Source organism: Flavobacterium shii (assembly GCF_025847235.1).
In the GTDB taxonomy this organism is placed as follows: domain Bacteria; phylum Bacteroidota; class Bacteroidia; order Flavobacteriales; family Flavobacteriaceae; genus Flavobacterium; species Flavobacterium shii.
In genome coordinates this window covers 115,585-141,897 of sequence record NZ_JAOZEW010000014.1, presented here as the reverse complement: position 1 = coordinate 141,897, position 26,313 = coordinate 115,585, and the positions used below count along the sequence as shown (strand labels likewise).

At 32.3% G+C, this 26,313-nt stretch carries 23 protein-coding genes; 22 read left to right on the top strand and 1 reads right to left on the bottom strand.

Translation table 11 applies throughout. From position 1 onward, the window contains the following. Positions 1 to 22 precede the first annotated feature (22 nt). The 15 genes from OIU83_RS14125 (at position 23) to OIU83_RS14055 (ending at position 15,592) form a co-directional block, all read left to right on the top strand. A complete protein-coding gene (locus OIU83_RS14125) occupies positions 23 to 1,252 on the top strand; it encodes an HD domain-containing protein (RefSeq protein WP_264206911.1) in 1,230 nt (409 codons plus the stop codon). A gap of 39 nt (positions 1,253 to 1,291) precedes the next feature. Beyond that, positions 1,292 to 2,335, top strand: a complete 1,044-nt coding sequence (gene lpxD, locus OIU83_RS14120; RefSeq protein WP_264206910.1) for a UDP-3-O-(3-hydroxymyristoyl)glucosamine N-acyltransferase — start codon at positions 1,292 to 1,294, stop codon at positions 2,333 to 2,335. Continuing rightward, the gene (locus tag OIU83_RS14115; RefSeq protein ID WP_264206933.1) at positions 2,328 to 3,716 is read left to right on the top strand and encodes a bifunctional UDP-3-O-[3-hydroxymyristoyl] N-acetylglucosamine deacetylase/3-hydroxyacyl-ACP dehydratase; all 1,389 of its coding nucleotides are present in this window, start codon (positions 2,328 to 2,330) and stop codon (positions 3,714 to 3,716) included. Before lpxD ends, OIU83_RS14115 begins: the two co-directional genes overlap by 8 nt. A 73-nt stretch (positions 3,717 to 3,789) precedes the next feature. Continuing rightward, positions 3,790 to 4,575, top strand: a complete 786-nt coding sequence (lpxA, locus tag OIU83_RS14110) for an acyl-ACP--UDP-N-acetylglucosamine O-acyltransferase (protein ID WP_035624097.1) — start codon at positions 3,790 to 3,792, stop codon at positions 4,573 to 4,575. A 129-nt stretch (positions 4,576 to 4,704) separates the two neighbouring features. Continuing rightward, on the top strand, positions 4,705 to 5,271 hold the full coding sequence (gene efp / locus OIU83_RS14105) for an elongation factor P (protein WP_264206909.1): 567 nt from the start codon (positions 4,705 to 4,707) through the stop codon (positions 5,269 to 5,271). 97 nt (positions 5,272 to 5,368) lie between these two features. Beyond that, the gene (locus tag OIU83_RS14100; RefSeq protein WP_264206908.1) at positions 5,369 to 6,298 is read left to right on the top strand and encodes a UDP-3-O-(3-hydroxymyristoyl)glucosamine N-acyltransferase; all 930 of its coding nucleotides are present in this window, start codon (positions 5,369 to 5,371) and stop codon (positions 6,296 to 6,298) included. A 2-nt stretch (positions 6,299 to 6,300) separates the two neighbouring features. Next, positions 6,301 to 6,663: a nuclear transport factor 2 family protein gene (locus tag OIU83_RS14095; RefSeq protein WP_264206907.1), complete on the top strand. Its 363-nt coding sequence runs from the start codon at positions 6,301 to 6,303 to the stop codon at positions 6,661 to 6,663. Positions 6,664 to 6,749: 86 nt separating this feature from the next. Beyond that, positions 6,750 to 7,622, top strand: coding sequence for a succinate--CoA ligase subunit alpha (gene sucD / locus OIU83_RS14090; protein WP_264206906.1), 873 nt, complete (start codon positions 6,750 to 6,752; stop codon positions 7,620 to 7,622). 153 nt (positions 7,623 to 7,775) lie between these two features. After that, a complete protein-coding gene (locus tag OIU83_RS14085) occupies positions 7,776 to 8,204 on the top strand; it encodes a hypothetical protein (protein ID WP_264206905.1) in 429 nt (142 codons plus the stop codon). Between the two features lie 125 nt (positions 8,205 to 8,329). Beyond that, entirely contained in the window at positions 8,330 to 9,076 is a 747-nt protein-coding gene (fabG, locus tag OIU83_RS14080; protein WP_264206904.1) for a 3-oxoacyl-[acyl-carrier-protein] reductase, read from the top strand. A 169-nt stretch (positions 9,077 to 9,245) separates the two neighbouring features. Next, entirely contained in the window at positions 9,246 to 11,273 is a 2,028-nt protein-coding gene (locus OIU83_RS14075) for a hypothetical protein (RefSeq protein ID WP_264206903.1), read from the top strand. 38 nt (positions 11,274 to 11,311) lie between these two features. Next, positions 11,312 to 12,208: a LysR family transcriptional regulator gene (locus OIU83_RS14070; RefSeq protein WP_264206902.1), complete on the top strand. Its 897-nt coding sequence runs from the start codon at positions 11,312 to 11,314 to the stop codon at positions 12,206 to 12,208. Positions 12,209 to 12,283: 75 nt separating this feature from the next. Next, positions 12,284 to 13,249 carry a YeiH family protein gene (locus OIU83_RS14065; protein ID WP_264206901.1) on the top strand — a complete coding sequence of 322 codons (966 nt, stop codon included), beginning with the start codon at positions 12,284 to 12,286 and terminating at the stop codon, positions 13,247 to 13,249. A 195-nt stretch (positions 13,250 to 13,444) separates the two neighbouring features. After that, complete coding sequence (locus OIU83_RS14060) at positions 13,445 to 14,452, top strand: glycoside hydrolase family 5 protein (protein ID WP_264206900.1); 1,008 nt, start codon at positions 13,445 to 13,447, stop codon at positions 14,450 to 14,452. A 141-nt stretch (positions 14,453 to 14,593) separates the two neighbouring features. Next, positions 14,594 to 15,592, top strand: a complete 999-nt coding sequence (locus OIU83_RS14055) for a zinc dependent phospholipase C family protein (RefSeq protein WP_264206899.1) — start codon at positions 14,594 to 14,596, stop codon at positions 15,590 to 15,592. 203 nt (positions 15,593 to 15,795) lie between these two features. Here OIU83_RS14055 and OIU83_RS14050 read toward each other — a convergent pair whose 3' ends face one another. Next, entirely contained in the window at positions 15,796 to 17,892 is a 2,097-nt protein-coding gene (locus OIU83_RS14050) for an LTA synthase family protein (RefSeq protein WP_264206898.1), read from the bottom strand. A gap of 290 nt (positions 17,893 to 18,182) precedes the next feature. Here OIU83_RS14050 and OIU83_RS14045 point away from each other — a divergent pair, with 290 nt between their 5' ends. The 7 genes from OIU83_RS14045 to hisH all read left to right on the top strand — a co-directional run bounded on the left by OIU83_RS14045 (position 18,183) and on the right by hisH (position 26,227). Beyond that, positions 18,183 to 18,845, top strand: a complete 663-nt coding sequence (locus tag OIU83_RS14045) for a response regulator transcription factor (protein ID WP_264206897.1) — start codon at positions 18,183 to 18,185, stop codon at positions 18,843 to 18,845. A 4-nt stretch (positions 18,846 to 18,849) separates the two neighbouring features. Beyond that, positions 18,850 to 20,238, top strand: a complete 1,389-nt coding sequence (locus tag OIU83_RS14040; protein WP_264206896.1) for a sensor histidine kinase — start codon at positions 18,850 to 18,852, stop codon at positions 20,236 to 20,238. A 331-nt stretch (positions 20,239 to 20,569) separates the two neighbouring features. Next, positions 20,570 to 21,427 (top strand): ATP phosphoribosyltransferase, encoded by an 858-nt coding sequence (gene hisG, locus OIU83_RS14035; RefSeq protein WP_264206895.1) that lies wholly within the window; start codon positions 20,570 to 20,572, stop codon positions 21,425 to 21,427. 113 nt (positions 21,428 to 21,540) lie between these two features. Beyond that, positions 21,541 to 22,833, top strand: a complete 1,293-nt coding sequence (hisD, locus tag OIU83_RS14030) for a histidinol dehydrogenase (protein WP_264206894.1) — start codon at positions 21,541 to 21,543, stop codon at positions 22,831 to 22,833. A 170-nt stretch (positions 22,834 to 23,003) separates the two neighbouring features. Continuing rightward, on the top strand, positions 23,004 to 24,053 hold the full coding sequence (gene hisC / locus OIU83_RS14025) for a histidinol-phosphate transaminase (RefSeq protein WP_264206893.1): 1,050 nt from the start codon (positions 23,004 to 23,006) through the stop codon (positions 24,051 to 24,053). A 337-nt stretch (positions 24,054 to 24,390) separates the two neighbouring features. Further along, positions 24,391 to 25,527, top strand: a complete 1,137-nt coding sequence (gene hisB / locus OIU83_RS14020) for a bifunctional histidinol-phosphatase/imidazoleglycerol-phosphate dehydratase HisB (protein ID WP_264206892.1) — start codon at positions 24,391 to 24,393, stop codon at positions 25,525 to 25,527. 40 nt (positions 25,528 to 25,567) lie between these two features. After that, entirely contained in the window at positions 25,568 to 26,227 is a 660-nt protein-coding gene (hisH, locus tag OIU83_RS14015; protein WP_264206891.1) for an imidazole glycerol phosphate synthase subunit HisH, read from the top strand. Positions 26,228 to 26,313 lie beyond the last annotated feature (86 nt).

Genomic DNA, 26,313 nt, shown 5'->3' with positions numbered 1-26,313 from the left:
TTGACCTAAAAATAACCAAATAGTGAACCTTATTAATAAGCTGAAAATTTTCAATGATCCCATTTACGGTTTCATTTCCATTCCCAATGCTTTTATATATGATCTAATAGAGCATCCGTATTTTCAGCGTTTACGCCGAATTTCTCAAATGGGATTGTCTTATTTGGTTTATCCTGGTGCTAATCATACTCGTTTTCATCATGCTTTAGGTTGTATGCATTTAATGCAAAAAGCCATTGAAACATTACGATTTAAAGGTGTTACAATTTCCCCAGAAGAAGAGAATGCATTATATATAGCAATTATACTACACGATATAGGTCATGGTCCATTTTCTCATGCTATGGAAAGAAGTATTGTTGAAGATGTAAACCATGAAGCAATTTCACTCTTGTTCATGAACCAATTAAATATTGAATTTAATGGCAAATTAAATTTGGCAATTCAAGTATTTAAAGGGGATTATCATCGAAAGTTTATGCTGCAATTAATTTCCAGTCAATTGGATATGGATCGTATGGATTATCTTAAACGTGATAGTTTTTATACGGGTGTAGCTGAAGGAAATGTGAATTCAGAGCGTTTGATTCAGATGATGAATGTTGTTGATGATGTTTTGGTTATTGAAGAAAAAGGGATTTATTCTGTCGAAAAATTTCTGCTTTCCCGCAGATTAATGTATTGGCAGGCTTATTTACATAAAACGAGTCTAGTTGCTGAGCTTATTTTGACGAAAGTCTTAAAAAGAGCCAAAGAATTAACTTTAAAAGGGATTCATTTACCATGTAGCGAACCTTTGTTGTTTTTTATGGAAAATAAAATCACTTTGGAGACATTTACTCCCGAGATACTGGATTTATTCTCTCAATTGGATGACTTTGATATAATAGGCGCTTTAAAATCATGGCAAAAACACGATGATTTCATACTTTCTGCTTTAAGTAAAATGATAGTAAACAGGGATTTACTTAAAATAAAGTTAAGTGGAGAGAAAATTTCACTGGAAGAATTACAAAGTTTAAAAGACCGATTCGCCGCCCAGAATAATATTTCATCGCATGATGCGAGTTATTTTATTTATAGAGGAAAAATAAAAAATCAAGCATACAGTAAAGAAGCTGAACCAATACGAATATTAAAAAAAGATAAGACAATTGAGGATGTTGTAGAAGCATCAGACCAGCTGAATTTGAAATCGTTATCTAAATTGGTAACAAAATATTACCTCTGTTATCCAAAACAACTGATTTAAAATTAACATTTAAAACCTATTTTTTATATTTTTGTCGCAATGAAATTTACAGCAGAACAAATAGCAGAAATTTTAGGAGGAGAGGTAGTTGGTAATCCCAATGCAGAAGTTTCTCGCTTATCTAAAATAGAAGAAGGTACAGAAGGATCTCTTACTTTCTTGGCTAACCCTAAATATATCAACCATATATATTCGACAAAAGCATCGGTAACAATTGTTAATGATACTTTCGTACCCGAAACAGAAATTAGCACAACATTAATTAAAGTTGATGATGCTTATGCGTCATTTTCTAAACTATTAGAGTTTTATAATCAAGTAAAATTGAATAAAAACGGAATAGAACCTCAATCTTTCTTATCTGAAAGTGTAAAATATGGTAAAAATCTATATTTAGGGAGCTTTAGCTATATAGGGCAAAATGTGATTTTAGGTAACGATGTAAAAATTTATCCAAACTCTTTTATTGGAGATAATGTTGTTATTGGCAATAATGTACATATTTTTGCAGGCGCTAAAATTTATTCCGAAACAATAATTGGAAATAATTGCACAATCCATTCGGGAACAATTATAGGTGCCGACGGATTTGGTTTTGTGCCAAATGAGGAAGGTATATATAGTAAAGTACCGCAAATCGGTAATGTAATTATCGAAGATAATGTTGATATTGGTGCAAATACAACAATAGACAGGGCGACTTTAGGATCGACAATTATCCGAAAAGGAGTGAAGTTAGATAATCAGATACAGATTGCTCATAATGTAGAAATAGGTGAAAACACAGTTATCGCTGCCCAATCTGGCGTTGCGGGTTCTACAAAAATTGGTAAAAATGGTATGATTGGTGGGCAAGTTGGTATTGCAGGACATTTAACTATTGGAAATAATGTTAGATTACAAGCGCAATCGGGAGTTGCCAGAAATATAAAAGACGATGAAATTTTACAAGGAAGTCCGACATTAGCATATACAGATTTTAATAAATCATATGTTCATTTTAAGAACTTGCCTAAAATCGTTGCTGAACTAGAAGAATTAAAAAAACAAATATTAAACCAAAAAAATGGAAATAATGGTTAAACAGAAGACCATCAAGAAGGAGATTTCACTAACAGGAGTTGGACTACACACTGGGAAAGAAGTAACAATGACTTTTAAACCTGCTCCAATAAATAATGGATTTACTTTTGTGAGAGTTGATTTGCAAGGACACCCTATTATTGAGGCTGATGCTAATTATGTAGTAAATACCCAAAGAGGTACTAACTTAGAAAAATTGGGGGTTAAAATTCAAACTCCAGAGCACGTTTTAGCTGCATTAGTTGGTTGTGACTTGGACAATGTTATAATCGAATTAAACGCATCAGAACTTCCTATCATGGACGGTTCATCAAAATATTTTGTAGAAGCGATTGAAAAAGCCGAAGTAGAAGAACAAGCTGCACAACGTAATGTATATGTTGTTAAAGAAGTTATTTCTTTTACAGATGAAGCAACAGGAAGTGAAATCCTTGTTATGCCAAGTGATGATTACCAAGTTACAACTATGGTTGATTTTGGTACAAAAGTTTTAGGTACTCAAAATGCAACATTAAAAAGTATTGCCGATTTTAAAGCTGAAATTTCAAATTCAAGAACATTTAGTTTTTTACATGAATTAGAATCTCTTTTAGAGCACGGATTAATAAAAGGTGGTGATTTAAACAATGCAATTGTATATGTAGATAAAGAAATATCTGAGGCTACAATGGAGAATTTAAAGAAAGCTTTTGGAAAAGATAAAATAACGGTTAAACCAAACGGCATTTTAGATAATCTTACATTACATTACCCTAATGAAGCAGCAAGACATAAATTGCTTGATGTTATTGGAGATTTAGCATTAATTGGAGTTCGCATCCAAGGTAAAATTATTGCTAATAAACCGGGGCATTTTGTAAACACACAATTTGCCAAAAAATTGGCTAAGATTATAAAAATAGAGCAAAGAAATCATGTTCCGGTTTATGATTTAAATCAAGAACCATTGATGGATATTAATAAAATAATGTCGGTTCTTCCCCATAGACCCCCATTTTTATTAATTGACAGAATTATAGAAATGTCTGACAATCATGTTGTTGGAATGAAGAATGTTACGATGAACGAAAATTTCTTCGTAGGGCATTTTCCAGAAGCACCAGTTATGCCAGGTGTTTTAATTGTAGAGGCTATGGCACAAACAGGAGGTATCTTAGTATTAAGTACCGTTCCAGATCCTGAAAATTACCTGACTTATTTTATGAAAATAGATAATGTTAAGTTCAAACACAAGGTATTACCTGGAGATACGTTAATATTTAAATGTGAATTAATTTCTCCTATAAGAAGAGGGATTTGTCACATGCAAGCAAATGCCTATGCAAACGGTAAATTAGTTACCGAAGCAGAATTGATGGCACAAATTGCAAGAAAACAATAAAAAAATAATTAATTTTATTTAGGCTTATTGTTTCAAAAAAAGACAATTTTAATTTAAAATATAAAAAATACAGATGAATCAACCTTTAGCTTATGTTCATCCTGGCGCCAAAATCGCTAAAAACGTTGTAATTGAGCCTTTTACAACAATTCACAATAATGTAGTTATTGGTGACGGTACTTGGATTGGTTCAAATGTAACCATAATGGAAGGGGCTAGAATTGGAAAAAATTGTAATATTTTTCCAGGAGCCGTAATTTCTGCAGTACCACAAGATTTAAAGTTTGGAGGAGAAGATTCTTTGGCAATAATAGGAGATAATTGCACTATTAGAGAGTGTGTTACAATTAATCGTGGTACAGTTGCATCGGGGCAAACAATCCTTGGTAACAATTGCTTAATTATGGCTTATGCACACATTGCTCATGATTGCGAGATTGGTAACAATGCAATTATTGTTAATGGTGTTGCTCTTGCAGGACATGTAGTTGTAGGAAACCATGCAGTTATTGGTGGTTTGGCAGCTATTCATCAATTTATTCATATTGGTGATCATGCAATGATATCTGGAGGTTCTCTTGTAAGAAAAGACGTTCCACCATATACCAAAGCAGCAAAAGAGCCTTTATCTTACGTAGGAATCAATTCTGTTGGTTTAAGAAGAAGAGGTTTTAGCACAGATAAAATCAGAGAAATTCAGGAAATTTATAGAATTTTATATCAAAAAAATTACAATACGACCCAAGCCCTAAGTATAATAGAAGGTGAAATGGAGGCAACTCCAGAAAGAGATGAAATCTTAGATTTTATCAGAAACTCATCTCGTGGTATTATGAAAGGATACTCAGGGAATTATTAATTTTAGAGTTTAGATTTCTAACCTAAATGAAAAATTAAAATAAGATTAAAACATTATAAAAAATTATAGAGATTGATTATTTTTTTAGAATCTAAAATCTACACTCTTAAAAATCTAAAATAAAAAAAAATGGCATCAACATCAGACATAAGAAATGGACTTTGTATTAAATTCAATCACGATATTTATAAAATTGTCGAATTTCTTCACGTAAAACCAGGAAAAGGTCCTGCTTTCGTAAGAACAAAATTAAGAAGTTTAACTACAGGAAGAGTATTAGATAATACATTTTCTGCAGGGCATAAAATAGAAGATGTGCGTGTTGAAACACATACTTATCAGTTTTTATATGCTGAAGGAGATGAATTTCATTTTATGAATACAGAATCTTTTGAACAAATTTCTTTGAATAAAAATATTCTTGATGCTCCTGGATTGTTAAAAGAAGGAACAAATGTAATGGTTCAGGTTAATACTGAAACTGATTTGCCTTTATCAGTAGATATGCCCGCTTCTGTAATCTTAGAAGTTACTTATGCTGAGCCTGGAGTTAAAGGAAATACAGCAACAAATGCTACAAAATCGGCAACGGTAGAAACTGGAGCTTCAGTAAACGTTCCTTTGTTTATTAATGAAGGTGACAAAATTAAAATAGATACAGCTTCTGGTTCTTACATGGAGCGTGTAAAAGAATAGTTTTTATTAGTTTTCAGTTCTCAGTCCCAGTTAGCAGTTTGTTGATATTGATTGAAAACTGGGACTGAAAACGGAGACTAAAAACTAATTATAAAGTATGAAATTTCAAAAAGTTTACTCTTTAGAAGAAATTGCAAATTTGCTTGATTGCGAATTTATTGGTGACAAAAACTTCCAAGTCTCAGGTATGAATGAAATTCATGTTGTAGAGCCTGGAGATATAGTTTTTGTAGACCATCCAAAATATTATGATAAAGCAATAAATTCGGCTGCAACAATAGTTTTGATAAACAAAGTTGTAGATTGTCCCGAAGGTAAAGCACTATTAATTTCTGATGATCCTTTCAGAGATTTCAATAAACTTACAAAACATTTCAGACCTTTTCGATTTGCTAATGTTGCCATATCAGATTCGGCAGTAATTGGGGAAGGAACGTTAATTCAGCCTAATTGTTTTATTGGTAATCATGTTACAATTGGAAAGAATTGTTTAATTCACCCGAATGTTACTATTTACGATCACACAGTAATTGGTGATAATGTTATGATTCATGCCGGGACAATTTTAGGAGCAGATGCTTTTTATTATAAAAAACGTCCAGATGGATTCGACCAGTTAATTTCGGGAGGTAGAGTTGTTATAAAAGATAACGTTGGTATTGGAGCGCTTTGCACTATCGATAAAGGAGTTACAGGCGATACAACTATTGGCGAAGGAACTAAACTTGATAATCAGGTTCATGTAGGTCATGATACGGTTATTGGGGAAAAATGCTTAATTGCTTCACAAACCGGTATTGCTGGTTGTGTAATTATCGAAGACGAAGTTACAATTTGGGGACAAGTTGGTACAACTAGTGGTATTACAATAGGAGCAAAGGCAGTAATAATGGGACAAACAGGAGTTACTAAATCTGTAGAAGGAGGAAAATCTTATTTTGGCACGCCAATAGAAGAATCTAGAGAAAAGCTAAAACAATTGGCTAATATCAAGAAAATCCCGGAAATTCTAAATAAATTAAAATAACTATGACTGCTAAAGAATTTATCCAAAAATTTTACAAGTCGGATGCTTTAATTGATAGTGAAACCTTCAAGTTATATTTGCATCCAGAAGTTATAGTTGATTGGAATAGTACCAAAGGACTTATCCAATTGGATTACAATGGCGTATTAGAGTTATCTAATGAGTTAAGTAGAGCTTACGTACGTTCTAAGGTGAGAATTAGTCATATAATAGAGGAAGATGATTTAGTTTCGGTTAGATATTCCCATTTTGTAAAGACTATCGAAAACCCAAGAGAAGAAATGTTATTAGCCCATTTTATGGCTATTTGGCAAATAAAAGACAATAAATTATATCGCGGTTATCAAATGAGTCAATTATCATAAGATATTTTGATAATAAAAAGGTTTAAAATAATTTACAAAACCTTACTTTTGCATCACAATTTTAAAAACTACATAAAATATATATCATGAGTGTTTTAGTTAATAAAGATTCCAAAATAATTGTTCAAGGATTTACAGGAAGTGAAGGAACTTTCCATGCTTCTCAAATGATTGAGTACGGTACTAATGTTGTTGGTGGTGTGACTCCGGGAAAAGGTGGAACAACGCATTTAGATCGTCCGGTTTTTAATACAGTACAAGATGCTGTTGAGAAAGCTGGTGCAGATACAACTATTATTTTTGTACCACCTGCATTTGCTGCTGATGCTATTATGGAAGCTGCAGACGCTGGAATTAAAGTTATCATTGCTATTACTGAAGGAATTCCTGTAGCAGATATGATTAAAGCCAATAGTTATGTAAAAGAAAGAAATGCTAGATTAATCGGTCCAAACTGTCCTGGGATTATTACTCCAGGTGAAGCTAAAGTTGGTATTATGCCAGGTTTCGTTTTCAAAAAAGGAACAGTTGGTATTGTTTCTAAATCAGGAACTTTAACTTACGAAGCTGCTGATCAGGTTGTAAAACAAGGATTAGGAATTACTACAGCAATTGGTATTGGTGGAGATCCAATTATCGGAACTACTACTAAAGAAGCTGTTGAGTTGTTGATGAACGATCCAGAAACAGAATGTATCGTAATGATTGGTGAAATTGGTGGACAATTAGAAGCTGATGCTGCTAAATGGATTAAAGCTGATGGTAACCGTAAACCAGTTGTAGGTTTCATCGCAGGAGTTACTGCTCCAGCCGGACGTACAATGGGTCACGCAGGTGCAATCGTTGGTGGTACTGATGATACAGCTGAAGCTAAAAAGAAAATTATGGCAGAATGTGGAATCCACGTAGTTGATTCTCCTGCTGAAATTGGTAAAAAAGTAAAAGAAGTATTAGGATAATATCCAATATTAAAAATAATAAATTCCAAAAAAAGTCTCAATATTTGTTGAGACTTTTTTTACATTAATGGAATGTATGGAATATAACAAGCACTTAGTTTCTTAATCCCGAAACATCGGGGCGGGATAGAATCTTTGTAAAAATTAAAAGATATGTATAAAGAATTAGAAAAGTTTACAGTAAAAGGAGATTTTACTTACACGCAAGATGATAGTTTAGAAGAAGTTTGTAACGCATCAGAAACAGGAAGTGGTGTTTTTGTAGTTTACGCTGTCGAAGGTGATAACAAAGAATTAATCATGGTAGCTTCTACAGGAACCGTACAAAATGACGGAACCCTAAAAAGCAAAAATGGAGGATTACACGATAAAATCGTAAACGGTCACCAATTTGCAAAAACAGGAAGAAAATATTCTTGGCCAGCACAAATGAAATTAGAAGGTATCGAAAGATTAGAGGTTTCTTGGTACGAGACTTTTAATGCAGATATAAAATTAATTCCAACATACATTGAAGGGAAAATTTTGCAAGATTTCTTAGATGAAAATGGTAGATTGCCAAGATGGAATGTAGCTTTCTAGTTGTAGACCAATAACAATATAAAAAAGCTTCACTGTGGTGAGGCTTTTTTTGTATTACAAATTTTATAAAACGCCTAAATAATCTATATTTGTATTTTCAAAAATAAAATAACGAATACCTTAATATGAAATTACTAGAAGGAAAAGTGGCCATCATTACTGGCGCAAGCCGCGGAATAGGAAAAGGAATTGCTGAAGTTTTTGCAAAACATGGTGCAAACGTAGCTTTTACATACAGTTCATCTGTAGAATCGGCTTTGGCTTTGGAAAAAGAATTAAACGCTCTAGGTATTAAAGCAAAAGGATATCAATCGAATGCAGCAGATTTTACTGAAGCTCAGGTTTTTGTAGATGCAGTTTTGGCTGATTTCGGTACTGTAGATATCTTGATAAATAATGCAGGTATTACTAAAGACAACCTTTTAATGCGTATGTCTGAAGCTGATTTTGATCAAGTTATTGATGTTAACTTGAAATCAGTTTTTAATATGACAAAAGCTATTCAGAAAACATTCTTGAAACAACGTTCAGGTTCTATTATTAATATGAGTAGTGTTGTTGGTGTAAAAGGAAATGCAGGTCAAACGAACTATGCTGCTTCTAAAGCTGGTGTGAACGGATTTACAAAATCTATAGCATTAGAATTAGGGTCTCGTAATATTCGTTGTAATGCAATTGCACCTGGATTTATTGAAACAGAAATGACTGCAAAATTAAGTGAAGATGTAGTAAAAGGTTGGAGAGAAGGAATTCCGTTGAAACGCGGTGGAACTACTGAAGATGTTGCAAACGCTTGTCTTTTCTTAGCTTCGGATATGAGTGCTTATGTTACAGGACAAGTTCTTAATGTTTGTGGAGGAATGCTTACTTAGGAAGGTACTGATCCCGAAGTTTCGGGATTGAGTAACAAAGATTCAAAGGTTTTAGTTGTAAAGATTTAGGTTAATATCGCTCAATGATTTAAAGATTTGAGTAATACCAGCTGATTTTGTTTTTTCAATCATTAAATCTTTCAATTATTAAATCTTTTAATAAAAAAACATGACTACAAACACGATTCTATTATTAGTACTTTCATTAGTAATTGCAGGAGGTTTGTCGTTTTTTCAATATTATTATAAAGCCAAAAGCAAATCAAAACTGACTTTGTTTTTGGCTTTTTTACGTTTTCTATCCATTTTTGGGATATTGGTTTTATTGATAAATCCGATAATTACCAAGAACTCATTAGAAATTATCAAAACCCCATTACCAATTGTAGTGGATAATTCGAGTTCAATAACTGCTCTAAATTCTAAGGAAAAAGTAATTGAACTGTATAAAAAACTGACTTCAAATAAAGATTTACAAGATAAATATGAAATTCAGTCGTATCAGTTTGATGCTGATTTCAAACAATCAGAAGAATTTGATTTTAAAGGAGCTCAGACCAATCTGGATGAAATTGCCAAAAATTTAAAAAGCATAAATAAAAATGTAGTTTTCCCAACAGTAATTATTACCGACGGAAATCAAACGACAGGAAATGATTATGTTTATCGCTTTGATCCCAACAATAAAGTATATCCTGTAATTGTAGGAGACACTACAACATTTTTGGATTTAAAAATTAATCAGCTTAACGTAAACAAGTACGCGTTTTATAAAAATAAATTTCCTGTTGAAGTATTCTTGCAATATTCCGGAACAAAAAATATAAATTCCGATTTATCGATTTCTCAAGGAGGTACAGTTTTGGCAAAAGAGAGTGTTTCTTTTTCTCCATCTAAAAAAACAGCAACCTTAAATATATTATTGCCAGCAGATAAAGTAGGAGTACAGGTTTTTAAAGCAACTATTTCGTCGGGCGAAAAAGAGAAAAACACCTATAACAATACTAAGAATTTTGCAGTAGAGATTATAGATCAAAAAACAACAGTAGCTATTGTTTCGGCAATAAATCATCCGGATATTGCTGCACTAAAACGAGCAATCGAATCTAATGCACAGCGTAAAGTAGTTATAGTTAAACCGAACGAAATTAAATCATTACAAGATTATAATATTTTAATTTTATACCAACCCACAGGAGTATTTAAGCCAGTTTTTGATACTAATAAAGCTGCTGGAATTAATACCTTTATTATAACGGGAAATAATACCGACTTTAATTTTCTGAATCAACAACAAACTGCTTTCTCGTTTAGAATGAGTAATCAGAAAGAAGATTATTTGGCCGAATTCAATACGCAATTTAATTTGTTTGCAGTCGAGAATATTGGTTTTGAAAATTTTCCGCCGTTGCAAAATTCCTTTGGAACAGTTACAACAAATGGAAATGTTTCGGTTTTACTTTCTTCTAAAATTAGAAACGTAGCAACCAATGCTCCATTACTTGCTTTTACCGAAAATCAAGGAAAAAGAAATGCCTACTTGCTTGGGGAAAATACTTGGAAATGGCGCATGCAAAGTCATATTGATAATCAGTCTTTTGCCAAATATGATGTTTTTATTGATAAAATTATTCAATATTTAGCTTCAAATAATACTAAAAAATCACTGGTTGTAAACCATGAAAGCTTTTATAACTCAGGTGATGCGCTAGAAATCAATGCGCAGTATTTCAATAAAAACTATGAGTTTGATGAAAAAGCAAATCTTACTATTTCGGTAACGAATACAGAAACTAAGCAAACTAAAAATTACGATTTATTAAAAGGGAACAACTCTTATTCTGTAAATTTAGATGGACTTGCGGCAGGGAAATATACTTTTTCTGTTAAAGAATTAAATTCAAAAACCACATATTCAAGTCGTTTCGAAATATTGGATTTTGATATTGAGAAACAATTTGTAAATCCAGATGTTCAGAAATTACAACAATTGGCATTACAAACGAACGGGAAAGCATTTTTTCAAGACCAATCGGATGCATTGATAAAAACACTTTTAGAAAATCCGGAATACAAAGCAATTCAAAAAAATGTGAGTACCAAAACTCCGTTAATTGATTGGGTTTGGCTTCTTATTTTAATTTCTATTGCATTGACAACCGAATGGTTTGTTAGAAAATACAATGGATTATTGTAAATTTGATTCAACTCTGAATTGAATAAATAAAACTCAATATGGATTTTAGGCTAAAAGTATTTTCTGTTGTTGCAAACAGGTTGAGTTTTACCAAAGCTGCAGCCGAATTGTATATTACACAGCCTGCTGTTTCCAAACATATTCAGGAACTAGAAGAAACCTATAAAACCAAGCTTTTTGAGCGAAATGGTTCTAAGATTACGCTAACCAAAGCTGGAGGAATTCTTTTAAAACATACCAAAGACATATTCGAAATTTATCGAGAAATAGATTTTGATATGAGTACGTTTATCAACGAACGCCAGGGATTATTGCGATTGGGAGCGAGTACAACCATTTCTCAATATATTATTCCGCCTTTATTGGCGCGTTTTCATCAGAAATTGCAAGACATTAAGGTTAGCTTACTAAACGGTAATACCGAGCAAATAGAAAGCGCTTTAATCAATAAAGAGATAGAAATAGGAATTGTAGAAGGGCAATCCAGAAACCAATCTATTAAATATACTGAGTTTTTAAAAGATGAATTGGTTTTAGTTTGTAGCAGTAAAAATCCTTTAGTCAATAAAAAAGAAATTTTATTGGAGGATTTAAGAAATCTTCGTTTTATAACCAGAGAAAGAGGCTCTGGAACACTTGAAGTTATTGAGTATGCGTTAAAGCAATTCAATATCAAGTTATTGGAATTACAAATAGAAATGCAATTAGGAAGTACCGAAAGCATAAAATCATACCTTACAAATTCTGATTGCGTGGCATTTATGTCAATACATGCTGTATGTAAGGAATTGAAAAACAATGAATTAATTGTTTTGGATGTAGAAAAACTTACTATAGAAAGATTCTTTTACATTATTACCCTTCACGGAAAATCGGATGCTCTTACAGAGTTGTTTATAAAAAACATAGCTAGTTATTATAACTTGAAGTTATAGTCGATTGTAATTTACGATTGGTAAATGTTGTAATAAGTACAGACCTTTGTACTATAATTATTAAATACTTTTACAGTGAATACAAAAGAACAAACAACAAGTCATTTATTTGAAATTAGTACAATTTCGAAACAAATCATTTTTGCTTTATTATTATTACTTTGTCTAACTTCAATAATATCACCTCCAATTGCTTTAGTATTAGGCTTATTGGTGGCAAATTTATCAGGGAATCCATTTTTACAATCAAGTCATAAAGCAATTACTATTCTATTACAATTTTCTGTTGTAGGATTGGGATTTGGGATGAACGCGACAAGTGCTTTATCAGCAGGAAAAGAAGGTTTGGTTCTTACTATTGTATCGATATTCAGTACTATAATATTAGGAACTCTTTTAGGAAAATGGTTTGGAATCGATAAAAAAACATCTCATTTAATCTCTTGTGGAACAGCTATTTGTGGCGGAAGCGCAATTGCAGCAATTGCCCCGGTGATAAAATCAGATGAGAAGCAAACGTCTGTTGCTTTAGGAGTAATTTTTATATTGAACTCAATCGCCTTATTTTTATTCCCTTATATAGGCCATGAATTAAATTTATCACAAAAAGAATTTGGTTTATGGTGTGCTATCGCAATTCACGATACAAGCTCAGTAGTTGGTGCTGCTAATAGATTTGGTGTAGAAGCTTTACAAATTGCAACCACAGTGAAATTAGCACGTGCCTTGTGGATCATTCCGATTGCACTTATTACAACAGTTCTTTTTAAAAACAAACAGACAAATATTAAAATCCCATATTTTATTGGACTTTTTATTCTGGCAATGTTATTAAATACTTATGTTCCACAAACTGCTATAATTGCACCATCATTGGTTCTACTTGCAAAAATAGGATTAACTGTTACCTTGTTTTTAATTGGTGCAGGATTGAATTTTAGTGTTTTAAAAACAGTAGGAGTAAAGCCATTATTGCAAGGAGTTTTGCTTTGGGTATTTATTGCAACGGTTGCATTAATTGCAATTATACATTTTGCTTAACTGATTCTTATTTTGTTATATTTTAATATTTTTAACTTTAAAATTCATATAACACAATATATTAACTTTAAAATTAACAAATTCGTATTGTAGTTTGATTAAATACTATCATTTATATTGGTTGTAAATTGAAATATTTGTAATGCTGATTCTTAATGAGTTAGAGAATTAGCATTAACTAAATAATTATAACCAATGAAAAAAATGAAATTTATTGCCCAAAAGTTTAAAATGATAAGCACTTGCTTAGTTGTTTTAAGTGTTTTATTACTAGTTAGTTGTGATAAGTCGGAATCCGATTCTGCATCAACGGTAGCGGTTTTGAAATCTCCAACTGTTATTACATCATCTTCATTAACATCGAAAACAGCTTCTAGCTTGGGAGATATTGGTAATGGAGTTAATTTACAGCCTTCTTATTACAACAATGGAAATTGTGATTTGGGCTGGACTTTAATGAAACAGAATACAAAAATTCAAACTGTGAGAATTGAAGTTGAACCGGGTCAGGAGACCAATGCAAAACGCTGGATATCCGAAGCTAAAGCGAATGGATATAAAGTTATTGTGAGCTACCATAAATCATCTGTTTTGGGTTCGGATAGTGCATCAGAGCTTTTGGCGGCAGGAACATGGTGGAAGAATAATTACGCAAGTCTTGGTGGTGGTTTTATAGTGAATTTAATGAACGAGTGGGGGAGTCATAATATTACGGCAGCTTCTTTTGCAGCAGCATATAATGCAGCAATTACCGAAGTTCGTAAAGTGTATAGTGGGAGTATAATTATAGATATCCCGGGTTGGGGGCAAGAAACAGCTATTGCGGCTTGTGCTGTAAAAGGGTGTGCAACTGGACAAACTAAAATTACGGATACAAATATTATACTTTCGGCACATATTTATCCCGGAGCATACAATCAGGCAAAAGGACGCTATATGATTGCAGCCGATTTAGATGATTTGGCATCGTCTGGAAGAGCTTGTATCTTAGGCGAATTTGGAAGTATTGGCGGTTCAGGGGCAGATTGGTCCGGAATTGTAGATTATGCAAAAACTAAAGGATGGTCAATCATTGGTTGGGCATGGGCTGGTGATGGATTGGGTATGAATATGATTACACCACAATTTCAAGCTTTTGTAAGCGGAAGCCCGAAAACCTATACGAAAGCTTCTTATTTTAATACTGTCTATGATAAATTGTAATTTTTTAAGAGAATTGCATTACAAACCTCTTCCGGAATGACTCCAGAAGAGGTTATTTTTTTAAATTAACATAATCTTTAGTGATATTCTTTTAATGTATACTTAAAAAAAATACTTTTGTAGTCCTAATAAATATAAAAAATGAAAAACTTTAAAATGAAACCAAGACTAATCGCATTATTCGCTTTAGCAATTGGTTTTTTGACATTATCCTGGGGAATCGTTGGTCATGAGCGCATCAACAAAGCTGCAGTTATGGCTTTGCCACATCCGCTTCTAATTTTCTTTTACAATCATATCGATTTTATTACACAAGAAGCTTCTGTACCGGATATTCGTAAATATGCCTTGAATTATAAAGAGGAAAATCCGAGACATTATTTTGATATGGAAAATTTTGGTAATGTTGATAGTATTCCACAGACTTTAGAGGCAGCAAAGAAAAAATACGATGCTAAATTCTTGAACGACAACGGAATTTTACCTTGGTATATAGAAGATATGATGGTTAAGTTAACCAAAGCTTTTAAAGATAAAAATAGAGCAGAAATTTTATTTCTTGCAGCAGATTTAGGTCATTACATAGGTGATGCTCACATGCCATTGCATACTTCTGCAAATCATGACGGACAATTGAGCGATCAAAAAGGAATTCATTCACTTTGGGAAAGCAGACTTCCTGAATTGTTTGCTAAAAATTACAAGTTAAATGTTCCACAGGCTCACTATTATGAAGATGTTCATAAAGCAACTTGGGATATTATTAATGATACACATAGTTTTGTTCAACCGTTGTTAGACATTGATAAAAAGCTAAGAACTTCAACTCCGGAAAATCAGGTTTTTAAAATGGATGCTGATGGAAAAGTATTGAAAAGTAAATACAATTCGGCTGTTTTCTCTGATGAATATGCTAAGAAACTACATAAAGAGTTAAACGGAATGGTTGAAAATCAAATGAAAAAGGCTATTACAGCAACTGCAAGTTTTTGGTACACTGCATGGGTAAATGCAGGAAAACCTGATTTAAGCGATTTAGATGCACCAGCGGTTACACAAAGAAATAACCAAGCATTAAAAGATGATTTAAAATTGTTCCAAAGTGGAGATTTATTCGGAATGAAAAATCAAAATGACTAAAGTAAGGTTCAAAGGTTCTGAGGCTCTAAGTTTCTAAGGCAAAAAGGCTCAAATTCAATAGAATTTGAGCCTTTTTTATTGCTTTTAACTTGCGCAAATCTTCTTTTCTTTGCTGTTAAATTTTTAGAAGTTTTTTTACCTTTCTTAGCTCAGTGCCTTTGTTCCTAAAAATCTTAGAACCTTAGTGCTTCAGAACCTTAATTTTAATTCTTCTGATACTTCTTATGTTTCAACATATCCGAAGCGGTTTGATAATAAGAAATCGTTTCATTAACCAAATCCGTTCTCTCTTTTGTTAGAGGAATCTCATCATAGAAAATCTGATATTCTGGTGCAATTCCTTCTTTTGGGAGTAAGTTTAATTGAAATTGTTTTACTTTTTGCTTTGGCGAAAGTATCGTTAATACATTATCTTTTATCAATCCTATATCCTGATAAGTTGCAATAAAAGCTCTTGGCTTATAATCTGATTTTAGGACATCCTCGCCATAAAATTTACTTTCATAGTTAAAATTCAGTAAACCAAATAAAGTAGGCATAAGATCTATTTGAGATACAAGCTTATTGCATTTTTGAGCAGGGATAAAGCCAGGGCTATAAATAAACGCAGGAATTCTGTATTTATCAAGAGGAAGTTCTGTTTTTCCGGCGCTAGAAGCACAATGGTCCGCTACGATTACAAAAACCGTATTTTTAAACCAAGGCTGTTTGCTTGCCATTTCAAAGAATCTTTTTAATGCGTAATCTGTATATTTTACACCACCATCGCGAGATTTTATATCACCTGGGATATCAATTTTATTATTTGGGTAGGTAAATGGACGGTGATTACTTACCGTCATTATATGATTAAAGAAAGGTTTGTTTGTCTTTGCTTCGGCATTCATAACCTTTATTGCCTTGTTGGACATGTCTTCATCACAAACTCCCCAAACATTTGAGAAGGTAATTTCTTGAGGAGTGAAGCTGTTTTCATCAACAATGTCATATCCATTTCCAGAATAGAAATCTTTCATATTATCAAAATAAGCATCTCCACCATAAAGGTATTTTGTAGTGTATCCTTTTTGTTTAAAGATAAATCCTGTTGAAAATTTATTTTTATTGTCTTCTCTTTTTACAACGCTTTCCCCAGCAGTTGGAGGGATGCATAATGTTACAGCTTCCAGACCTCGAACGGTTCTGTTTCCAACAGCATATAAATTGGTAAACTCTAAACTTTTATCTGCTAAGCTATCTAAAAATGGAGTTATATTCTGGTCATTACCGTATCGTTTCATGAACTCGGCGCTATAACTTTCGATAGTTATTAAGACTACATTCTTACGGTTTTCGGCAGAATCACTTTGTATTTTTCTTAAAGTAGTTTCGCCAGAAATTGTAGGTAATTGTTGTTTTAAGATCTTGTAAGCTTCGGCATTTGGCATGGTTTTGTAAAACTTGAAATAATCAAGGCTACTATTCTTAAAAGCAAGATAGAATTTATATAAACCATTTGATTGTAACTCGTTAGCAAAAACATTTTCAGAATTTTCACTAATTGCTATACGAGGAATCATAAATAATGAAAGCATAAACACCATTGCATATAATACTGTTATTTTTATTTTTTCAATAAATGTTGGAATAGTATCAATATAAGTTCTTGTTTTCTTTACAATGAAATAAGTTACTGTTCCTGCAATTAAAAATAATACCGAGAATAGCGGAATTACAGGATACGATTGCATTATGTTTCCAATAACTTCATTGGTATAAACTAAATAATTAACGGCTATAAAGTTATATTTTACTCCAAATTCATTCCAGAAAAAATATTCGCTTATTCCGTTTTGTAAAATCAAAAGAACATATAAGAAGATCACAAAAGAAAATAGCCAAAATCTAATTTTATCTCGATAATTAGGTAGGAACAGTAATAAACCGAAAAAGAGTGTTTTTAGACCTACAAAAATGAGGGCAATTTCGGGTAATGCTCCGCCGTATTCGTTGAAGATACTTTTGCCGCTTGCTATGTAAAGAAATAAAGCTACAAAAATTCCAAAAATAATATAACCAGATGGTTTTGAATATTTAGAATTGGATATAAAAATAAGGTACAACCATAAAAATACGCTTGCAATAACAAAAACAAATAAATCGGAGACTAATCCTAATCCAAATATTTTTATTGTGTCCAGGAAACTAAAAGAAGTTTCGGTTATGGGATGAAAAAACAAAACAACCCTCAATATGAAACTTACGATGAAGTAAAATATGGCGAGGTAGTAAAATGGGGCAAGTTTCTTGTGTAATGACATCTTAAAAATTTTAATTGCAAATTTAATTGTTTCTCTTAGCAGACTCTTAAACTAAGCTTCCGTACTACTTAGTATTTCCTTAAGATTGTCTTAAGGTAATCATTTGTTTTCAATAAAATATAAAGTGAAGTAATTTTTTTTAAGAGTATAATTCTTCTTAATATGTTTTTATTTGATAGAGACTTTCAAAGGTGTTGGCTACTCAAACCAAAAATATTTATCTTTGAAAGTGAAAATTACTTATTTTACGGAGTAATGTTTAGATTAATAAATACAAACAAGTAACAAAAATGCATATTTTAATAGTCGAAGATGAGGCTGGTATTGTTCAATTTCTTCAACAAGGTTTAGAAGAAGAAGGATTCCAAATTACCACAGCTTCAGATGGATTGGCAGGATTTGAATTAACTCAAAAGCTAAAATTTGATTTAATCTTACTCGATTGGATGCTTCCTAAAATCAACGGATTGGATTTGTGCAAGGCAATCCGAATTAAAGATATTACAACCCCTATACTTTTTTTGACTGCAAAAGACACTGTTCTTGAGACTATTGAGGGATTAAAAGCTGGTGCAAATGACTATATAAAAAAGCCATTTAGTTTTGAGGAACTAGTTGAACGTATTAAAATTCATTTCAGAAATAAAGAAACTCCCGAAGTACTTACACTTGGAACCATTCAGGTTAACTTGGCACAACATATAGTTTTAACCAATAATATAGAAGTTTCACTCACACAGCGCGAGTTTGAATTGCTAACATATTTGGTTAAAAATAAAGGTAAAGTATGTACTCGAAATCAGATTTTACAAGACGTTTGGCAAATTAATTTTGAATACGACACAAGTGTAATTGATGTTTTTATGAATGCTATTCGAAAAAAATTGAATTTAAAAATCGAAGAAGATTACATAAAAACAATACGTGGTATAGGTTATATCGCAAATGACTAAAAGAATGCAACAGTTTTCGTTTAAAAACAGAATCGCTTTTAATTATATAACTATTACTGCATTATTAATTTTTGTGGTATTTTTTACTATTTTTTCTATTGTAAAACAAAGCGTTTATAGCCATATTGATAATGATATTAATGTAGAAATAAAGAATCATCTGGATGAAATTAAAATCAAAAATGATGTATTATCTTTAATTGATGCTGAAGAATGGAATGAACGCGAACATAATACAGTCGATGTGAATCCTGTCTTTGTTCAGTTTTTGGATGTAAATGGGAAAATTATCGAAAAATCTCCCAATTTAAAGCTTGAAACCTTAGTATTTTATAAAGAAAGAGAAAATTACGAACTGTTTGATACTAAGTTATTAGATAATATCATCAGGCAAATTCAGGTTCCAATCCATATTAATAATAAAAAAATAGGATACTTAATGGTGGCTATGTCACTTACAGATTCTACAATGGTACTCGATAATTTATTTAAAATCCTAATTGTAGCGTTTCCGCTAATTTTGATATTGCTGTTTTTTATTGCTCGTTTTTTTGCAGGAAAAAGTATTAAGCCAATTAATACCATTATTGAAACCTCAAATATTATAACCAAAGATAATTTAAAAACTAGGATTCCATTGCCCGGAAATCGTGATGAATTGTATGTATTATCAAAGACAATAAATAGTTTATTGGATAGAATTGAAAATGCAGTTGAAAGGGAAAAACAGTTTACATCTTATGCTTCTCATGAATTAAGAACACCTTTAACCATTATTAAAGGAACACTTGAGGTATTAATACGTAAACCAAGAGATAATAATGAATATAAAGATAAAATAAACTTTTGTATTACTGAGGTTGATCGTTTAAATAAACTTGTAGATCAATTATTATTGTTGGCTAGATTTGAAAATCAAAAACAGAGTTTACAAATAGGTAAAGTATATTTAAATGCTTTAATTTTGGATACTATTTCGCAATATTCGAGTAATATAAAATCCAAAAATATCCATCTTTCAACAGAAATAAATAAGGATTTTTGCATTGATAGTGATCGTTATTTACTTTCCGTAATTTTCAATAATTTGCTTTCTAATGCTATCAAGTATTCTAATGAAAATGGCGAAATAAAGATTATTGTCTCGGAGGTTTCCAATGGTATAGAATGTTACATAATAGACTCCGGAATTGGAATCCCATCGGATGATTTACAAAAAGTATTTGATCAATTTTTCCGTTCACACTCCGAGTTGCATCCTGAAATTAACGGGATTGGTTTAGGATTATCAATTGTAAAGAAATTAAGTTTATTATTGGATATCACTATTTCTGTAGATAGTAAATTAAGTGAAGGAACAACACTAAAACTGGGCTTTTACAATAATAATTAAGCAAAGTTTTTCTTTAGATAAATAGCAATGTTTAGAGGTTTAGTCCAATGAGAATTTGTAAATTTAACAACAAAGTCACATTAAGTTAAATTAAAAATTGCTTTTGAATTAATTTATCTAGTATATTTGCAAACGAAACGAAGAAAAAAAACAATTCAAGTTATGTTATTAATTCAATTACATCATCATCATTTTCATTATTGCTCTCAAGCGATGTGTTAATGGTATGTGTGTAAATCATCATATTTAAAAACCCGTTTGAGTACATCAAACGGGTTTTTTTATACCTAATTCTTTGTACTCAAACTATTAATCTAAACCAAAACAAAAAATGAGTACTTTAAAAATTGCAATTCAAAAATCAGGTCGTTTAAACGAAGAAAGCATCCAAATTCTAAGAGATTGTGGTATTTCTATTAACAACGGAAACGATCAACTTAAAGCAGAAGCTTCAAACTTTCCTTTAGAAGTTTTATATTTAAGAAATTCAGATATTCCTCAATATTTAATCGATGGCGTTGTAGATCTTGCCATTGTAGGGGATAATCTTCTTGTAGAAAAAGGAAAACATATTGAGGTTATTCAGAAATTAGGATTTTCAAAATGCAAAGTTTCAGTTGCTGTTCCAAAAACGTTCGAATACAATTCTATTCAGGATTTAGCAGGTTTACGAATCGCTACTTCCTACCCAAATACAGTTAATGAATATTTTAATTCTTTTGGACTAACTGTTGATATTCACCAAATTTCAGGATCTGTAGAAATCGCTCCAAATATTGGACTTGCAGATGCTATTGTTGATATTGTTTCAAGCGGAAGTACTTTATTCAAAAATAATTTAAGAGAAGTAGAAGTTATTCTTAAAAGTGAAGCTGTTTTGGCTGTTTCGCCAAAGGTATCTCCAGAAATTCAAAAGCATATTGATACTTTGAAATTCAGAATCCAATCGGTTTTAAGAGCCAGGAATTCAAAGTATATATTGATGAATATTCCGAATGATAAAATCGAAGAAGTTGGAAAAATACTTCCAGTTTTAAGAAGTCTTACTGTATTACCACTGGCTCAGGAAGGATGGAGTAGTGTACACTCTGTAATAGATAAAGATACCTTTTGGGATGTAATCGATAAGCTAAAAGAAGTTGGAGCCGAAGGAATTTTGGTTTGCCCAATTGAAAAAATGGTTCTTTAAAAAATATTTGCTTTTTAGCTTTAAGCAAATAGGCTTTAAGCTATATGCTAAAAAAAACTAACACAATCCAATTGCTTAAAGCTAAAAGCTTATAGCATAATGCAAAAAAGGAAATGAATAAAATATATAGCCCAAAATCAGAAACTTGGTCGGAAATACTAAAAAGACCAACCAAAACAATCGATGATATCGAAACTACGGTTAAAGAAATCTTTAAGGAAGTACAGAAAAAAGGAGACGAAGCAGTTTCTAAATACACTTCGATTTTTGATGGTATTATTTTAGAGGATTACGAAGTTTCTCAAGATGAAATAGTGGAGGCAATTGCTTTAATTTCAGACGAACTTAAAGATGCTATACAATTGGCAAAAAGCAATATATATAAGTTTCACTTAGCTCAAAAAACGGAAAGAATAAGTGTTGAAACTACCGAAGGTGTTAATTGTTGGCAGGAAAAAAGACCAATCCAAAAAATTGGTTTATATATTCCCGGAGGAACAGCACCGCTATTTTCTACAGTTTTAATGCTTGCAGTTCCTGCTGCAATTGCAGGATCTAAAGAGATTGTTTTATGTTCTCCTCCTGATAAAAACGGAAAGATAAATCCAGCTATTCTATATGCTGCAAATTTATGTGGCGTGACCAAAATCATAAAAGCAGGAGGGATTCAAGCCATCGCAGGAATGACATTTGGGACACAATCGATTCCTAAGGTCTATAAGATATTTGGACCAGGAAATCAGTTTGTCACTGTGGCAAAACAATTGGCAACTCAATACGGTGTTGCGATTGATATGCCTGCAGGTCCATCAGAATTATTGGTGGTTGCCGATGATAGTGCCGTTCCAGCCTTTGTAGCTTCAGATTTATTATCTCAGGCAGAACATGGGACAGATAGTCAGGTAATTTTAGTTTCTACTTCTAAGGAGCTAATTGATGCTGTAGAAAGTGAAATTCAATCCCAAATAGCTGTATTGCCAAGAAAAGCAATCGCCGAAAAAGCCATTGCGAATTCTAAATTGATTTATGTCGAAAATGATGCAGTTGCACTTCAATTAATCAATGAATATGGGCCGGAACACTTTATTATCTGTACAAATAATGATGATTTTTATGTAGATGGAATTTATAATGCGGGATCGGTTTTTATAGGTAACTACACACCCGAAAGCGCTGGAGATTATGCATCAGGAACGAATCATACCTTACCAACAAACGGATACGCTAAGAATTATAGCGGTGTAAATTTGGATAGTTTTATGAAATCGATGACTTTTCAGAAAATAACCGAAAAAGGAATCTTGAATATCGGAAAAGCGATTGAAGTTATGGCCGTAGCCGAAGGATTACAAGCACATAAAAACGCGGTGACGTTGCGATTGGCGCAGATAGAAGCAAGAGAATAGAGAATAGATAATAGAGTAAAGACTATATAATGAATATGTGTAGAGTAAAGACTATATAATGAGTAAAAATAGAGTAAAAACTATATAATAGAATAAAGAAAATCAATACAATGTTTTTAAAGCCAATGTCTATTATCTATTCTCTTTACTCTATAAATTAAAAAAATAAAATGGAAAAATTTGATATAAATATAATAACACGTGAAAACGTAAAATCATTAAAACCCTATTCGTCTGCGCGTGATGAATTTGAGGATTTTGATACTGCGGATATGGTTTTCTTGGATGCCAATGAAAATCCATTCGAAAATGGAGTAAATAGATATCCGGATCCGCAGCAGAATAGCGTAAAACAGGTTTTAGCTAAGCAAAAGAATGTAAAGTCAAATCAGATTTTACTAGGAAATGGAAGTGATGAAGTATTGGATTTATTGTTTCGTGCATTTTGTGAGCCAAAAACAGATAATGTAATTACATTGCCACCAACATACGGAATGTATGGTGTTTTGGCTAATATAAACGATGTAGAAAATAAAGAAGTTTTACTTTCAGAAGATTTCCAACCAAAAGTCGACCAAATATTAGAAGCTGTAGATGTAAATACTAAAATTATTTTTTTATGTTCGCCAAATAACCCTACAGGAAATTCGTTTTTGGACGAAAGTGTGGTTGCGTTATTGCAGAATTTTAAAGGTTTGGTTGTGATCGATGAAGCATATATTGACTTTTCAAAAAAGGAAAGTTGGATTAATGAATTGGATGAATATCCTAATTTGGTAATCACACAAACACTTTCTAAAGCCTATGGTTTGGCAGGAATACGATTGGGAATTTGTTATGCATCGGCAGGAGTAATTGCGGTTTTGAATAAAATAAAACCTCCTTATAATGTAAATGAATTGACGCAACAAAGAGCAGGTTTACGATTAAAAGAAACTGATGAAATTAATACCGAAATAGCTGTTATAATTGAACAAAGAGAAAGTTTACTTAAAGTTTTACTTGATATAAAATTTGTTAAAAAAATATATCCTACCGAAGCTAATTTTATATTAGTAAAAGTTGATAATGCCAACAAAAGATATGACGACTTAATTGCAAAAGGAATTGTTATAAGAAATAGAACGACTCAGCCATTATGTGATAATTGTTTGCGATTGACTATTGGAACTGAGGTTGAGAATAAAAAATTAATTGAAGCATTGAAGTTATTGAATTAAAAGATAGGGCCACAGATTACAAGAAGGTATTTTAGGACTTTGACACTCGAGTGATAGTGAACGGACGAAGTAAGGAGTTGCTAATTTAGATTGTCTATAAAGCGACGCGGATGATACGGATTTACAAAAGTAAAGCCGCGGATTAAAACTGATTTAAAAATAATCAAAAATAAAATCCGTTTTAATCCGTGTTTTCGCGATAGCGAATCCGTATAATCCGCGTTCCTTTCGCAAAGAGTTAGATAGAATTTCACAGATTAAACGGATTATTAAAATTTTCCCTCAATAAAAGAAATCTCCTTAATCTTTGAAATCTGTGGCTAAAAAAATATAAACCATGAAAAAAGTACTTTTTATAGACCGTGACGGAACAATGGTTCTAGAACCTGCAGATTACCAATTGGATAGTTTAGAAAAATTAGAATTCTACCCAAAAGCATTTCAATATTTGGCTAAAATCGCCAATGAATTAGATTATGAGTTAGTAATGGTTACCAATCAAGATGGATTAGGAACTGATTCTCATCCTGAAGAAACATTCTGGCCAACACATAATTTTATTATAAAAGCATTCGAAAATGAAGGTGTTGTTTTTGATGCTGTTTTTATTGATAAAACATTCCCTCATGAGAACGCAATAACTCGCAAACCAAGAACGGGAATGCTTACTCAATATCTCGATAATCCGGAATATGATCTAGAAAATTCATTTGTGTTAGGAGATCGTTTAACAGATGTTGAGTTGGCTAAAAACCTAGGTTCGAAAGCTATTTTTATCAATACAGATGAAGGATTGGGGAGTACAGAAGTAGCATCAAAAAGAGAAGAACTAGATCCTGTAATTGCATTACAAACCACCGATTGGAAAACGATTTATGAATTCTTAAAACTTGAAGCACGTTCGGCTACAATAACTCGTAAAACCAACGAAACAGATATTTATATCAATCTGAATCTTGATGGAACTGGAAAAAGTAAAATCGAAACCGGAATTGCATTTTTTGACCATATGCTGGATCAAATCGCGCGTCACGGACAAATGGATCTTCAAATTCTCGTGAAAGGAGATCTTGAAGTCGATGAACACCACACCATCGAAGATACGGCAATTGCCCTAGGAGAAGTGTTTGCGAAAGCATTAGGAAATAAATTAGGAATCGAGCGTTATGGTTTTTGCTTGCCTATGGACGACTGTTTATCTCAGGTTGCAATAGATTTTGGTGGACGAAACTGGTTGGTTTGGGAAACGGAATTTAAACGTGAAATGGTTGGGAAAATGCCAACAGAAATGTTTTATCATTTCTTTAAATCATTCTCGGATGGTGCCAAAGCAAATATCAATATCAAAGCCGAGGGTACAAACGAACATCACAAGATAGAAGCTATTTTTAAAGCTTTTGCAAAAGCAATAAAAGTAGCAGTAAAAAGAGATACCGAAAAAATGATTTTGCCATCGACAAAAGGAATGTTGTAAAATCCCCCAACCCCCGAAGGGGGAAGTTAAAAATAATAGGATGAAAAAAAATGAAACTAAATTTACTTCACCCCCTTCGGGGGCTGGGGGGCTTGTCATTATAAATTACGGCGCCGGAAACATACAAAGCATCATGTTTGCAATCGAAAGATTAGGATTTAAAGCTACTTTGAGCAATAATCCTGACGAAATACAAGCGGCAGATAAAGTTATTTTCCCTGGAGTTGGCGAAGCAAGTTCGGCAATGGAAAAGTTGATAGAAAGCGGCTTAGATAGATTGATTCCGAATTTGCAACAACCCGTTTTAGGAATTTGCCTAGGAATGCAGTTAATGTGTAAAACATCTGAAGAAGGGAATACAAAAGGATTAGGGATTTTTGATGTAGATGTAATAAAATTTACTCCTTCGGTAAAAGTGCCACAAATGGGCTGGAACAATATTTATAATTTGCAATCGCCTTTGTTTGCAGGGATTAATGAAAACGAATATATGTATTTGGTACATAGTTTTTATGCTCCGCTTTGCAAAGAAGCAATCGCAACAACCAATTATGAAGTAGAATACGCATCGGCATTACAGAAGAATAATTTTTACGGAACCCAATTTCATCCAGAGAAAAGCGGAGATATTGGAGAACAAATTCTTGAAAACTTTCTTAAAATCCCCCTAGCCCCCAAAGGGGGAACTAGCAAACGATAAAAAAATAGTATTAACAAAGGCTCTAATTTAAATAAAAGTGTTAGAGTTTTAAAAACCCTATTGCCCTCTAATAGGATTCCCCCTTT